The organism is Maribacter sp., assembly GCF_039974175.1.
Classification (GTDB): domain Bacteria; phylum Bacteroidota; class Bacteroidia; order Flavobacteriales; family Flavobacteriaceae; genus Maribacter_C.
The window spans coordinates 1,376,541-1,390,823 of record NZ_JBDWJN010000010.1 but is presented as its reverse complement, the minus strand read 5'-3'; the positions used below and the strand labels follow the sequence as shown (position 1 = coordinate 1,390,823).

At 39.3% G+C, this 14,283-nt stretch carries 11 protein-coding genes; 9 read left to right on the top strand and 2 right to left on the bottom strand.

Features of this window, described 5'->3' with window-relative positions; genetic code table 11:
* Positions 1–94: 94 nt before the first annotated feature.
* The 7 genes from ABJN95_RS15300 (at position 95) to ABJN95_RS15270 (ending at position 9,342) form a co-directional block, all read left to right on the top strand.
* Entirely contained in the window at positions 95–955 is an 861-nt protein-coding gene (locus ABJN95_RS15300) for an EboA domain-containing protein (RefSeq protein ID WP_348371495.1), read from the top strand.
* Positions 955–1,866, top strand: coding sequence for a TatD family hydrolase (locus ABJN95_RS15295; protein ID WP_348371493.1), 912 nt, complete (start codon positions 955–957; stop codon positions 1,864–1,866). The genes ABJN95_RS15300 and ABJN95_RS15295 overlap by 1 nt, the downstream gene beginning before the upstream one ends.
* Entirely contained in the window at positions 1,866–2,744 is an 879-nt protein-coding gene (gene eboC / locus ABJN95_RS15290; RefSeq protein ID WP_348371491.1) for a UbiA-like protein EboC, read from the top strand. The genes ABJN95_RS15295 and eboC overlap by 1 nt, the downstream gene beginning before the upstream one ends.
* Positions 2,745–2,761: 17 nt before the next feature.
* Entirely contained in the window at positions 2,762–3,922 is a 1,161-nt protein-coding gene (locus ABJN95_RS15285; RefSeq protein WP_348371490.1) for a 3-dehydroquinate synthase, read from the top strand.
* 1 nt (position 3,923) lies between these two features.
* Complete coding sequence (gene eboE / locus ABJN95_RS15280; RefSeq protein WP_348371488.1) at positions 3,924–5,117, top strand: metabolite traffic protein EboE; 1,194 nt, start codon at positions 3,924–3,926, stop codon at positions 5,115–5,117.
* A gap of 4 nt (positions 5,118–5,121) precedes the next feature.
* Positions 5,122–6,495 carry a nucleotide pyrophosphatase/phosphodiesterase family protein gene (locus tag ABJN95_RS15275; protein WP_348371486.1) on the top strand — a complete coding sequence of 458 codons (1,374 nt, stop codon included), beginning with the start codon at positions 5,122–5,124 and terminating at the stop codon, positions 6,493–6,495.
* Positions 6,496–7,230: 735 nt separating this feature from the next.
* Positions 7,231–9,342, top strand: coding sequence for a thioredoxin domain-containing protein (locus tag ABJN95_RS15270; protein WP_348371485.1), 2,112 nt, complete (start codon positions 7,231–7,233; stop codon positions 9,340–9,342).
* Position 9,343: 1 nt separating this feature from the next.
* Here the strand turns inward: ABJN95_RS15270 and ABJN95_RS15265 are convergent, their stop codons facing one another.
* Both ABJN95_RS15265 and ABJN95_RS15260 read right to left on the bottom strand, forming a co-directional pair.
* Positions 9,344–10,399 carry an SMP-30/gluconolactonase/LRE family protein gene (locus tag ABJN95_RS15265; RefSeq protein ID WP_348371483.1) on the bottom strand — a complete coding sequence of 352 codons (1,056 nt, stop codon included), beginning with the start codon at positions 10,397–10,399 and terminating at the stop codon, positions 9,344–9,346.
* A gap of 61 nt (positions 10,400–10,460) precedes the next feature.
* Complete coding sequence (locus ABJN95_RS15260) at positions 10,461–11,345, bottom strand: phytanoyl-CoA dioxygenase family protein (protein WP_348371481.1); 885 nt, start codon at positions 11,343–11,345, stop codon at positions 10,461–10,463.
* 194 nt (positions 11,346–11,539) lie between these two features.
* Here ABJN95_RS15260 and ABJN95_RS15255 point away from each other — a divergent pair, with 194 nt between their 5' ends.
* On the top strand, positions 11,540–13,093 hold the full coding sequence (locus tag ABJN95_RS15255) for an alpha-L-fucosidase (protein WP_348371480.1): 1,554 nt from the start codon (positions 11,540–11,542) through the stop codon (positions 13,091–13,093).
* Between the two features lie 149 nt (positions 13,094–13,242).
* Positions 13,243–14,256 (top strand): zinc-binding alcohol dehydrogenase family protein, encoded by a 1,014-nt coding sequence (locus ABJN95_RS15250; protein WP_348371477.1) that lies wholly within the window; start codon positions 13,243–13,245, stop codon positions 14,254–14,256.
* The last annotated feature ends 27 nt before the right edge of the window (positions 14,257–14,283 follow it).

The window sequence follows — 14,283 nt, the reverse complement described above, 5'->3', positions numbered from 1 at the left end:
ATTTAAGAATTAGCTTTATTTTTGATAAAGTTTTTAGTCAGAAATACTTGAATTTACACTTGTTTCGCTGATTTTACAATCAAACTATCGTACAATGCAACTAGAAAACCCTGGCCAGATTTTAGCAGAGATTCTGAATGGCCATGTCGTTAACGAATCAAGAGATTGGTTAGAAGAAAAAATCAAACTAATCGTGAGCAATCAATCTGCTAAAGACTTGTACTTAACCTATAGTTTGATTCCATCCAAAATTGATTTGGTAGCGAACTTAAACCTTTCACCTTCAAATTCAGATTTAGAAAAATATCTCGTTGTTCAAAGCGCCAATAGCCACCAAATTGCGCGAATTTATTTGTTAAGTAGGGTATTGGAAGCCAATAAAACATTTTTTACCTCAAAAGTTGCCAAAATTATAGAGGTAGCGGATACAAGTGAAATGGAAACTTTTTTAAAGTTTTTGATAGTGTTGCCGAATGCGGAAGATTTTAAGGCAAGCGCAGTGGAAGCCCTGCGAACAAATATCTCGACCGTTTTCAACGCTATTGCATACAATAACCCGTATCCTTCGCTGTTTTTTGATGACCATCAATGGAACCAAATGTATCTCAAAACCGCTTTTATGCAGGGAGACTTAGGGGCCATATCTGACATTGATAAAAGGGCGAACGAAGATTTAGCCCGAATTATTTCAGATTACGCCCATGAAAGATGGGCCGCGGGGCGAGAAATCGACCCTGATTTTTGGCGACCAATACCAAAATTCATAGGCAGCTCACTTTTAAAAGATATGGAACGTTTGCTTGGTAGCGAGAATCCGTTTGAAAATAGAGCAGGAGCTTTATGTTGTTATTATTCAGAAAACCCTGCTGCCAAAGAACTATTGAGAGGACAAGAAAAATTGTTACAACAAATAGAGGATAAAGAGCTAAGTTGGGAAACCCTAAAAGAAGCATAATGGAAGAAAAAATGATGTTTATTGACCCTCATGTTCATATGAGTTCGCGAACAACTGATGACTATGAGGCAATGGCAAATGCCGGAATAGTTGCACTTATTGAACCTTCGTTTTGGTTGGGTCAGCCCCGTACAAAGGTGGGTTCTTTTCAAGATTATTACAGTAGTTTGGTTGGTTGGGAGCCTTTTCGTGCGAGTCAGTTTGGTATTCAACATTATTGCACCATAGGGTTGAATTCTAAAGAAGCAAACAATGAGGCCTTGGCGGAGCAGGTCATCGAATTATTACCTCTTTATGTACATAAGGAAAATGTTGTTGCCATTGGAGAAATTGGGTATGACGATCAAACCGCTGCCGAAGACAAGTACTTTAGAATTCAATTAGAGCTGGCAAAAGAGTTGGGTATGGTTGTTCAAGTACATACGCCTCACCGTGATAAAAAAGCCGGTACTATTAGGAGTATGGAGGTATGCCTTGAACATGGTTTAGATCCATCAAGGGTTATTATCGACCATAATAATGAAGAGACCGTCGAAGAAGTATTGAATAGGGGATTTTTAGCTGCATTTACCATTTACCCTAATACCAAAATGGGAAATGAACGCATGGTGGAGGTAGTGAAAAAGTATGGGAGCACCGACATTATCGTTGATAGTTCGGCAGATTGGGGTGTCAGTGATCCTCTTGCTGTTCCTAAAACTGCTGCCCTAATGCTAAAGAGTGGAATTGCCAAAGAACATGTAGTAAAAACTTGTTATCAAAATGCGCTGGATGCCTTTGGGAAAAATGGAAAAATGAAAGAATCAGATTGGTTGAATGCCAAAGGTGTTGATCAAACCGAACTTTTTAATAATAATAGTGTCTTAAGGGGGCAAGACCCTAAAGTGGAGAAGACTGATAAAATTCACTAATGCGGAGTGTTCTAAAGGGTTATTTGCAACTAATGCGACCTGCAAATTTACCCACAGCTGCTGCCGATATTTTTGCTGGTGCCGCTTTAGCGGGAGTCTTAACGGCTTCTATTCCAGTGGGTTTCTTGGTATGCTTAGTTTTTGCTTCAGTTTTTTTATATGCTGGTGGTGTGGTCTTAAATGATGTTTTTGATCTTGAAGTTGATCAACTAGAACGCCCAGAAAGACCCATACCAAGTGGATTGATTCCTTTGAAATCTGCAGCATTCTTTGGAATAGTTTTGTTGGTTATTGGTATTGTTTTGGCATTTTTAGTCAATCAAAGAAGTGGGTTTATTGCTTTAGGCCTTGCTTTTGCCATTGTACTCTACGACGGATACTCAAAGAAAAATGGTTTTTTAGGTCCGCTGAATATGGGACTCTGTCGCGGACTAAATTTGATATTGGGAATGTCAATTTTGGGCGAAATCAACCATTGGTACTACGCGCTAATACCGCTAACCTATATCTTTGCCATAACCCTAATTAGCAGGGGAGAGGTTCATGGCAACAATAAGATCCATATTATCTGGGCGGGCATATTATACGCAACGGTGATTTCAGCCGTTGTTACTATTGTAATGAAGGAAACAACAAATTTTTGGCAAACCATACCATTTCTATTGCTTTTTGCATTTTTGGTATTTAAGCCCTTGCTAAAAGCCTACCAATTGAATTCACCCGAGCGAATAAAAAAAGCGGTCGTAGCCGGCGTACTTTCGTTAATCGTTTTAGATGCTGCCATGGCCGTAGGATTTTCTGTATGGTGGTATGGCATATTGTTATTGTTATTGCTTCCATTGTCCATATTTTTGTCAAAACTTTTTGCCGTTACCTAATCCACAAGTTGAAGCCATTGAAACCTATAGAACAATCTTTTTCCGTTGCTTATACGTATAAATTGCATTTTACGGAACGTCTCTTCGATAGCAACAATCCCTTGTTTGCGACTATTTTTGACGGGTACAAAAAAGGGAAAAGAATTAAACTGCTATTCGTAATCGATGATGGGGTGAGTACGAATCATCCAAATTTGTTAGATGACATACGTACCTATTGTAGTGCTTACCCAAAGCATATTCAACATACCGAAAGTATTGTGCTTGCAGGAGGTGAAGAATGTAAAAACAATTATGAGAGCGTAGAACGGGTTTTACAGGGAATTAACGAACAACATATAGACCGACATTCTTTCGTTGTCGGCGTAGGTGGAGGAGCCTTAATTGATATGGTTGGTTATGCCGCTTCAATAGCGCATCGTGGGGTTAAACTCATCCGAATTCCGACTACCGTACTTTCGCAGAATGATTCTGCTGTCGGCGTAAAAAATAGTTTTAACATATTCGACAAGAAAAATTTCTTGGGTACTTTTGCCCCGCCATATGCCATTATCAATGATGCTGGTTTTCTTCGTACTTTAGAACAGCGTGATTGGATTTCTGGAATCGCTGAAGCTGTGAAAGTAGCTTTGATAAAAGATGCTGATTTCTTCTATTTTCTTGAGAAAAATGCCGAAAAGCTAAAAGAACGCCTTTTGGAACCCATGCAATATGTAATCTATAAATGTGCTGAAATGCATATGCATCATATCGCGCAGGGCGGAGATCCTTTCGAAAGTGGATCTTCTAGACCCCTTGATTTTGGTCATTGGGCCGCTCACAGATTGGAACATATGTCGAATTACGCCCTACGACATGGTGAGGCCGTTGCCAAGGGTATTGCGCTCGATGTAACCTATTCGAGCTTAAGCGGTTTGATTACCGAGGTCACGCGAACACGTATTTTGCAAGTGTTACTAGAAGTGGGGTTTGATCTGCAAATTCCAGTGGAGACCGACGAGAAAATTGAGGATCTGTTGGTGGGCATTCAAGAATTTCAAGAGCACTTAGGAGGAGAACTTTGTATTACGCTCATTACGGCAATAGGAGAGAAACACGATGTAAATAGCATAGACAAGGGCGTTATGAAAAATGCGGTCACTGCGTTAAACGAATTTTGCCAAGCAACCCAACTTTAAAATGTTAGTCAACAATTCCTATCACCTTACTTATTGTACCAACATACACCCAGGCTCAAATTGGGAAAGTACATTTAATAGTTTGCAAGAATTTGTCCCAGGCATAAAACGTGAAGTTGCGCATGATGTACCTTTCGGACTTGGATTAAGACTCTCCAATATCGCGAGCGAAGAACTAAATGAAGGCAATCATTTGGCTGAATTCAAGGAGTGGTTACAAAAAAACGGGGTCTATGTTTTTACTATGAACGGTTTTCCATACGGAAACTTTCATGACGTTCGTGTAAAAGATAATGTACACGCTCCAGATTGGACGACCAATGAACGTGTTGATTATACCAAGCGGCTTTTTGATCAGCTTGCTTCCTTGATTCCTGAGGGAATAGAAGGCGGTATTTCCACCTCCCCAATCAGCTATAAATACTGGCATCCGTCCGAAGATGATCGGCATAAGACATTTGAAATAGCGGGAAGGAATTTTGTGCAAATTGTATTGCAATTGCATCATATTGAACACAACTCAAAAAAATATTTGCATCTAGACATAGAGCCCGAACCAGATGGACTCCTAGAAAATACGGAAGAGGTATTGCATTTTTACAAAGATTATTTAGTGCCGATTGGAACTAAAATTTTATACGAAAAACTAAACCTTGAGGCCGCAGAAGCGGAACTTTTGATAAAGCGTTACATAACGGTGTGTTATGACATTTGTCATTTTTCTTTAGCGTACGAAGAACCCGAAACCACTTTTCTTGAGTTTGCAAATGCTGGAATTCGTGTGGGTAAGATTCAAGTGAGCGCGGCATTAAAAATTATATATAACGAGGCAAGAAAAGACGCAATTTGGGAGTCTTTAACTCGGTTTGATGAACCGACCTATTTGCATCAGGTAACCGAGAAAACAACTGATCAGGTAAAAACATATAGCGATTTGCCGGTGGTTTTAGAACAGCGAAATACCTTCTCTGAGCTACGTGCACATTTTCATGTTCCGATTTTTTTGGAAAAATTTGGTGAATTGTTTTCTACCCAAGACCATATCGTCAAGGTAATCGATTATCTGAAAATCAATAAGATTTCCGAACATTTGGAAATAGAAACCTATACTTGGGATGTGCTTCCAAAAGAACTAAAAAGAGATTTGTCAGAATCTATTGTTCGCGAAATCAATTGGTTAAAAGAAAAGGTGTAAGCTAATGCATAAGACTGTTGTTATCAATGTTGTAGGATTGACCAAGCGCCTAATTGGTGCGCATACACCTTTTATAAAATCGTTTCTTGAAAAAGGGAAGGCTTCGTACATAACTCCAGTGCTCCCTGCAGTAACTTGTTCCGCCCAGTCAACCTATTTAACCGGTAAGTATCCTGATGAACATGGTATCGTTGGCAATGGATGGTATTTTAAAGATGAGTGCGAAATAAAGTTTTGGAGGCAATCGAACAAACTGGTTGAAAGTGAAAAAATATGGGATAAGCTTAAAAGTAGCAATAAGAAATTTAGCTGCGCCAACATGTTTTGGTGGTACAATATGTATTCAACAGCAGATTTCAGTGTTACGCCACGCCCAAATTATTTAGCCGATGGTAGAAAGATTCCTGATTGCTATTCGCAGCCTGCCGAATTACGTGATGTATTGCAAGAAGAACTGGGAACCTTTCCTTTATTTCATTTCTGGGGCCCAAAAACAACTATTAAATCATCGCAATGGATTGCAGATGCGAGTATCAAAACAGATAAATTACATGATCCTACCCTTACACTGATTTATTTACCGCATCTAGACTACAACCTGCAGCGTTTCGGATTGGATTTCAATAAAATTTCAAAAGATCTTGAAGAAATAGACGGGGTAGTAAAACAATTGGTAGACTACTATGAGCAACAGAACGCGCATGTTATTTTACTGTCCGAATACGGTATTACAAATGTTGACCGTCCTATTCATTTGAACCGTGTATTTCGCAAGGAAGGTTATCTCAATATTAGAACAGAACGCGGGCTTGAACTTTTAGATGCAGGCGCGAGTAAGGCGTTTGCTGTGGCTGATCATCAAATAGCACATATCTATTTGAACGACAAATCGTTGGCACCGCAGATAAAAAAGCTACTTGAAGGCATAGAAGGAGTTGAAAACGTACTTTCTGGTCAAGCATTAAAGGAGTATCATATAGGTCATGATCGTTGTGGCGATTTGGTAGTCGTAGCCGATTCTCGTTCGTGGTTTACCTATTATTTTTGGTTGGATGACAGCAAGGCACCAGATTATGCACGCATGGTTGATATTCATAAAAAACCGGGCTATGATCCGGTTGAAATGCTTACAGACCCGAAAGATTTGTTTGTAATGCCAAAAGTTATTGCCAAGCTGATTGGAAAGAAACTGGGCTTTAGAACCGTAATGAATATTATACCTATAGACGCCACCTTGATAAAGGGATCTCATGGAAGAATTCCTGACGATACCGTTGATTATCCTATTTTTATTACCAATAACCCAACTTCAAAGTTAACAGAGGTCATACGTCCAACACAAGTATTTGAAGCTTTAGAAGCGCATGTTGTGGGTTAGGAGCCTGTATGATGTTTCTATGTTGCAAATAAGTGCTTGGTGCCATCTTTGGAAGTCCCCATTGCAGTATTCTGCTAATGCTACGGCAATACATTTCCATTTTTCTGGGCTATTCACTCTCTGAATATAGAGCGTAAAGAATGAATCTACGATTTTACTGCTATTGGAACTGCACCTTTGTAAAATCTATATTTAGCAGGTGTCCACCAGTCTTTTTCCCAAAAGACAATTGAAAGGCCCAAACCCACTTATTCGCTTACTGGTGCGTGTATGATGAAGGCTTAAGATTATGTTATAAAAACGCCGCATTCTTACGAATACGGCGTCTGGGTTTTACCCCGCTATGACCAGCCCTGTGAGTCTCACAACACTAGACTGTTGCCATAGTTAGCGAAATAGAAAAGAGGGCAAAGCCCTCTTTTCGTTTGAAATTCATGTCCCTTCGAATTTCACCTATTCAACCAAATTGAACGCAAGCTAACTATAAAGTATAGCTTAACGCTTATAACCAAAGTCCAAAAATCGGATATTTCTTACAAATAATGAAATAAAATGTTGTTAATTCTTACATAAATGTTGTGTAAACACATATTGCTGTTATTTGTTACAAGTCCAGTAAGTCTATTTTGATTAACTTTTTTATCTGGTCTGGTATCTTAAAATTATAAAAGTAGAAGTGATTTCTATTTTAGTGCATTGTAGTACTTTAGCACCATACTCAAAGATGTATAATTTATGAAGGTTTTAGAACAAGGTCGGTATTGGGCACAAATGGTGGTATTAGTACTCGTATGTCTTGTGTATTCTTGTAAGCAAACCCGTAAGGATGACGCCCAACATGCGTATACAAATGATTTAATTCATGAGACTAGCCCATACCTATTGCAGCATGCGCATAACCCCGTAGATTGGCGAGCGTGGAGCCCTGAAATATTTGAGGAAGCTCAAAAGGAAGATAAATTGGTATTGGTAAGTATTGGTTATTCTTCTTGCCACTGGTGCCATGTCATGGAACGAGAGACTTTCGAAGATGAGGCAGTGGCTCAAATGATGAATGAAAATTACATAAGTATAAAGGTAGATCGCGAAGAACGACCAGATGTGGATCAGGTATACCAAACCGCCATACAGTTATTAGGTCAAAACGGTGGTTGGCCTTTGAACGCCATTACGCTTCCAAATGGCAAGCCTCTTTATTTAGGAACCTATCTTCCAAAGGAGCAATGGAGCGAAGTACTTCTGAAAATTGATGCCCTTTATCGAGAGAATCGGGAGCAGGCCAATTCTTATGCCGACAATTTATCGCAAGGAATTCAAGAGACCAATCTTTTAGAGGTATCCTCTGAATTCGAAAACCTGACACAAGAATCCTTGGAAACGAGTATATCAAACTGGAAACCCAATTGGGATTTGGAACTTGGCGGAAACAAGGGGCGTGAAAAGTTCATGTCTTTTAACGCATTGGATTTTTTATTGGATTATGCCGTATTGACACAAGATGAAGAAACCTTGAAACACGTCAAAAATACCTTAGACAAAATGGCTAATGGTGGTATTTACGATCATATCGGAGGTGGGTTTTTTAGATACAGTACAGATCCGCAATGGAAAGTGCCTCACTTTGAAAAAATGCTGTATGACAATGCACAAGCCATTGGACTATACTCGAATGCCTATGCCATTTTTGGAGAACCTTCTTATAAAGAAATCGTGTCAGAAACGGTCACTTTTTTAAATCGTGAAATGAAAAACTCCCAAGGAGGCTATTATGCCACCTTAGATGCAGATAGCGATGGGGAAGAAGGAAAATTCTATGTCTGGACAATAGCAGAATTAAAGTCTGCAATAGGAAATGATTTTGATCTTTTTCGCAACTACTTTAATATTCAAGAACCCAATGCTTGGGAAGATGACAAGTATATTTTGTATACCTCTGGAGACGAAAAAGGTTTCTTAACTGAAAATGGAATTTCTCAAACAGATTTCAAGCAGTTAAAATCAAAATGGCAAGCTAAGCTTTTAAAAGAGCGACAAAATAGGATACGCCCAAATACCGACGATAAAGTTTTAACTTCTTGGAATGCATTATTAATCAAAGGATTGGCACAAGCCTATGGAACCTTTGGAGAAGCTTCATTCTTAAATAACGCAATAACTGCCTATGACTTTATAAAATCAAAAAGCTATTCAAGTGGAGAATTACTGCATTCCTACAAGGAAGGAAGCAAACAACGTGCAAGTTTTTTGGAAGATTATACGTTTTTAGCCGATGCGAGTTTGGAGTTGTATAGTGCTACCTCAGATATAAAATATCTAAACTTTTCGCAAGAGTTAACTGAGCTTGTAGAACGAGATTTTGAGGATATATCAACCGGTATGTACACATTCACTAAGCAACAGGAGCTAATTTCAAAAATTATCAAGACCAATGATGGTGACATTCCTTCGGCAAATGCAGTGATGGCGCATAATCTTTTAAAGCTTGGTCATATTATGTATAATACAGTCTACTTAGACAAGGCCAAAACGATGCTGACCACCATGCTCCCCAGAGTAAATGAATACCCTGACGGTTATGCTCATTGGAATCAACTTTTAGCAAAGACAACATATCCTTATTTTGAAATAGCGGTTGTAGGTAACGACGCCGAACGGTTGATAAAACAACTTCAAGAAAAACATATTCCAAATGCATTGATTGTTGGCAGTACCTCTGCAAGTGAAGCAGCTTTGTTTAAAGACCGCTATATTGAAGACGAGACCTTTATCTATGTATGTCAAAACAGTACCTGTAAATTACCCGTAAAAACCGTAGATGAGGCCATTACCCAAATGGAAAATTTTTGAGCTATTTTAATGCCACCGATAAGATGTAATCATCTGCTGTCATAAAAAGGGTTTTTTCATCAGTTGTCAATGCGCAGTTTGCTGTTTTTTGCCCGGTGTTAATTCTGGCCAATATTTTCCCTCTTGGATCGAAAATCCATACTCCCCCAGGCCCTGTAGCAAACAGCGTTCCGTTAGAATGAACTTTTAAACCATCTGGAAGCCCATCTTGTCCTTCCTTACCCACCAAATGGGTGGCGTCTGCCAACAAGGTTCTGTTTTTTGTTTTACCAGGAGCAACGAGATGATAGGCGTACCAAACAGCCTTTTCAGGGTTTGATTCTGCAACATAAAGCGCTCTACCGTCTGGAGATAGACCGATGCCATTTGGAAATTTAATCTTAGAATCTACCAAAACCAATTCCCCAGAGGTTAATAAACAATAGACTCCTTGAAAATCAAGTTCTCTTTCTGGGTCGTTCAAGCGTTCCGGTAGACCATAAGGAGGGTCTGTAAAATATAGGTTTCCCATGGAATCGAAGACCCCATCGTTCGGGCTATTTAGTCTTTTGCCCTTATAGTTGTCGATTAAAGGAGCATAGGTTGCTGCCTGCGCATGTAAAGGTGCATCCATTTTAGAAACGCTTCGATCACCATGTTGCATAAGAATCAGATCACCCTTAGGGCTCAATAACAAACCATTTGATCCGGGTTCTTTTCCAGTAAAATTCTCACCTGAAAAACCAGAAGGGTGGAGGTAGGTAATGGTGTCGTTTTGACTGTCTAGTTTATATACCTTGTTGTTGGGGATGTCAGAGAACAAAAGATACTTTCCATCTTCAACCCAAAGTGGGCCTTCGGTCCATTCAAAACCGCTGGCTAATACTTCAATAGGTGTTACTGGATCAATTATTTCTAACGCTGCATCATCTAAAATCTCAATGGAGAAGTCAGATGAAATATTAGATTCTTTTACAATTTCAGTTTCCGCTTCTGTAGGTTTTACACTTTCTTTCTTAACTTTCTTACATGCAATTAGGATGAAGACTAAAAACAAAATAACGCCGTAGTTTTTCATATTTTTAAAAGCTATTTTAATTGTTAACATTCTGTACATTCATTGTATTTATGTTGCATTTTCATTGAATTCCTTCAAACAACAGCGGAAAAAACTTCCCTTCAATCTTATTACCCTTTGCAATAGGCGGTACTCCAGCCAAAAGCTCATCATTGGTATTGCTTAGGGTACCATCTGCAAAAACGTTCAATACAAAAGCCCTTCGACTCATTGCAGATTTGTTTTCATACGAACCATGTACCATCAGCGGATGGTGAAAAGTGGCATATCCAGATTGCAATGCTATGGGAATCGGATTGAACTCTTTTTTTTGTTTTTCAGATAGGTAGTGCATGAGCCCATCCATATCTCCAGAAAGGGAAGGGGCATCAAGCAATCCCCATTTATGACTTTTGGGAATGTAGTGCAGGCATCCATTGGCAGTGGTAGCATCATCGAGACCTGTCCAACAAGTCAAATGCTGCATAGCAATAGTGCGCGTCCAGTAAGAATAATCTTGATGCCAAGCTACAACGCCTCCATGCATCGCTGGCTTACAAAACAACTGATCGTGCCAAAACCGAACAGGCTTGTTCTCCAATAATTGGTGGGCAGCCATAAGAAAGGCAGGATTAAACAATACATCATGAAAGCCAGGAGCAATGCGCCAATGGCCTAAGGAATGAAACAAAACCGAGTTAGGATCTTCAGATTCATTGCTATGAAATTCATAAAACAATTCATGTGCGGGATGCTTGGGGTCTACGATTTCTGCCAGTTCTTGGCGTAATATCTCGACTTGATCTTCGTTCAAAAGTTTGATGCCCGAGATGTAACCATACTCCTGAAAATAGGATAGCTGTTCTTTACTTAGTCGATATTGATCCCATTCTTCTGAAGACTTTGGAAGCTTAAACAGACGTGTCACCATTTGATGTATGTCTGCTAAATCTTGTATCGCTTCCATTATTCTTTTTTTTATGGGCTTTTCGCTGTAAAAAAGCTTGATTTTTATTGATTCAAAGGTAAAATGCTTCTCAAAAATAGCGAATAACCATTTGTTGTATTTATTGAGACATGAGATATTTATGGTTTATCCTAAAAGTTTCAATTTAGCGGTAGCACTAAGGCTATATTGCCGTGATAACCAACCTTCAGCGCATGATTTTAATACAGAGATTGAGTATTTTCCTTTTAATAGCTTCCATTTTTTCGTCTTGTGGGTCAAAAGCAGATAAGAAAGTTACTGAAAACTTTACGAATGATTCGATCACCCATTTTGAGGCAAATTGGGAATCTATCCTTAAAAATTACAAGGACCCTGAATGGTTTAACCAGAAAAAGTTTGGCATATTTATTCATTGGGGCGTTTATTCTGTCCCAGCGCACGGTTCAGAATGGTACCCAAGAAGAATGTACATGGATACCGCAACTTTTACGGCTCAATTAAAGTTACAAAAGGAAGGCCCAAACGAAACCTATTTGTATCATAAGGAAAAGTGGGGTGATCAGAAGCAATTTGGTTACAAAGATTTTATCCCATTGTTTAAAGCAGAGAAGTTTAATGCGGTCGAGTGGATAGACCTCTTTAAAAAGGCTGGAGCAAAGTATGTTGTGCCCGTTGCGGACCACCACGATGGTTTTGCCATGTTTGCTTCAAAAACTACCAAATGGAATGCAGCGAATATGGGCCCCAAGCGCGACATATTAGGTGAACTTTTTGAAGAAGGGCGCAAACAAGGTCTGGTTATGGGCGCTTCATCGCATTATGCGTTTAATTGGTCTTTTTATAATAAAAAAGATCATTTTGATACGGTAGACCCAGCGTATGCTGATTTGTACTCCCCCAAAGGAAAGGATATAACCGCCCCTGTGTCAGAAGAGTTTAAGCAAATGTGGTGGGATAGAACAACCGATTTGATTGATAATTACAAACCCGAGATCCTCTGGTTTGATTTCTATTTAGACATTCCCGATTATGAGGAGTACAGACCAAAGATCGCTGCTTATTATTATAATAAGGGTATTGAATGGGGAAAAGAAGTGGTTATCAATGATAAAAACCTTTTTCACGAAGCCTTTCCTGAAGGAAGCGTGATCTATGATTTGGAACGGGGAAAGCTTCCTGGTATTCGTGAGTTACCTTGGCAGACCGATACGTCTATTGGAAAGAGGTCATGGGGGTATGTAACCAATGAAGAACCGAAAACGGCAAATGAATTGGTCGATGACCTTGTTGATATAGTTTCAAAAAACGGGAATCTTTTATTGAATGTCGGGCCTCGACCTGATGGTACAATTCCCGAAGACCAGAAGGAAACCTTATTGCAAATTGGTAAGTGGTTAGCGGTGAATGGAGAAGCTATTTACAATACCAAATATTGGAAAATTTTTGGTGAGGGACCCACAAAACAAAAGGGTGGGTATATGTCTGAACACGATGTACAAGGCTTTTTTACCTCAAAAGATATTCGCTTTACACATAAAGGTGATAAGTTGTATGCGATAGTATTAGCTTGGCCTGTAGACGGAAAAGTCAATGTAAAAGCTTTAGGAAGTACAAGCGAACATGCCAAAAATATTGAAATCAAGGGGGTGCGACTTTTAGGAAGTGACGCCAAACTGAAGTTTAGTCAAAAAGAGGAGGTACTATCGATTACCGATATGGGTGAAAAAACAGGAGACTTTGCCCATGTTATTGAAATTAGCTTGTAACCCTCTTTCAAAATAGTTAGTGCAAGTAGTTAGTACTTGATTTAAGCGTGCCACGGTCTGTCTAACCTATGGTGCGCTTTTTTCTAACATTTTTCTGAAGTTAAGATAGAAAACAAATACTTAAATTTAGACTTCCATAAAAAAGAACTGTGAGATATATAATTTGCGAAAAGCCAGGAGAGTTTGTTCTTAAAGAAAAGGATACTCCAATAAAAAAGAAAGATGAAGCACTATTGAAAGTTACCAAAGTAGGCATTTGTGGAACTGATTTACATGCCTTTGCAGGCAATCAGGCCTTTTTTACCTATCCAAGGATCCTTGGGCACGAGTTGGCGACTAGAATAGAAGAGATAGGTGAAAACGACAAGGGACTTAAAACGGGCGACAATGTTGTAGCAATGCCTTACCTCAGCTGTGGAAAATGTGTAGCGTGCAGAAAGGGAAAAACAAATTGTTGCATCAGTTTGGAAGTTTTAGGCATACATACTGATGGGGGCATGCAAGAACATATTGCAGTGCCCATCGATATTCTGATACCTGCTAAAAATCTTAACGATGATCAAATGGCTTTGGTTGAACCACTTGCCATTGGGGCACATGCGGTTAGACGTGCGCAACTAGAAGAGGGTGAAACTATTGTTGTTATTGGTTGTGGCCCTATTGGATTAGGACTTATGAAATTTGCCCAAATTGCCGGGGCTAAGGTCATAGCGCTAGATATGAACCAAAAACGTTTGGAATATGCTAAAGATGTTATTGGCGTTGACCATATGGTTCTAGCAGGGGATGATGCGCTTCAAAATATCAGTGAAATTACCAATGGCGATATGGCTACAGCAGTTTTTGACGCAACGGGCCATAAAGGAGCTTTGGAAAGCGGTCCTGACTACATGTCGCATGGCGGGCGTTATGTTTTAGTCGGTTTGAACAAAGGAGAATTGACCTTTACCCATCCAGCCATACATGCTAAAGAAACGTCCATTTTATGCAGTCGAAATGCTTCACTAGAAGACTTTGAACATGTGATTTCGGTATTGGAAAAAGGCAGGTTTCCTGTGGATTCTTTTATTACGCACAATGTAGACTGTACCGAGATGATCGCTAATTTTGGTAGTTGGTTAAATCCGGCAACTGGGGTAATTAAAGCAACCGTCAATTTTTAATTGATCAGACGCGTTTTAAGATAATAA

Bases quoted from the DNA above. Each gene is read 5' to 3' on its own strand.
- ABJN95_RS15300 (WP_348371495.1), top strand. From the start codon at position 95: ATGCAACTAGAAAACCCTGGCCAGATTTTAGCAGAGATTCTGAATGGC.
- ABJN95_RS15295 (WP_348371493.1), top strand. From the start codon at position 955: ATGGAAGAAAAAATGATGTTTATTGACCCTCATGTTCATATGAGTTCG.
- eboC (WP_348371491.1), top strand. From the start codon at position 1,866: ATGCGGAGTGTTCTAAAGGGTTATTTGCAACTAATGCGACCTGCAAAT.
- eboE (WP_348371488.1), top strand. From the start codon at position 3,924: ATGTTAGTCAACAATTCCTATCACCTTACTTATTGTACCAACATACAC.
- ABJN95_RS15275 (WP_348371486.1), top strand. From the start codon at position 5,122: ATGCATAAGACTGTTGTTATCAATGTTGTAGGATTGACCAAGCGCCTA.
- ABJN95_RS15270 (WP_348371485.1), top strand. From the start codon at position 7,231: ATGAAGGTTTTAGAACAAGGTCGGTATTGGGCACAAATGGTGGTATTA.
- ABJN95_RS15265 (WP_348371483.1), bottom strand. From the start codon at position 10,399: ATGAAAAACTACGGCGTTATTTTGTTTTTAGTCTTCATCCTAATTGCA.
- ABJN95_RS15260 (WP_348371481.1), bottom strand. From the start codon at position 11,345: ATGGAAGCGATACAAGATTTAGCAGACATACATCAAATGGTGACACGT.
- ABJN95_RS15255 (WP_348371480.1), top strand. From the start codon at position 11,540: ATGATTTTAATACAGAGATTGAGTATTTTCCTTTTAATAGCTTCCATT.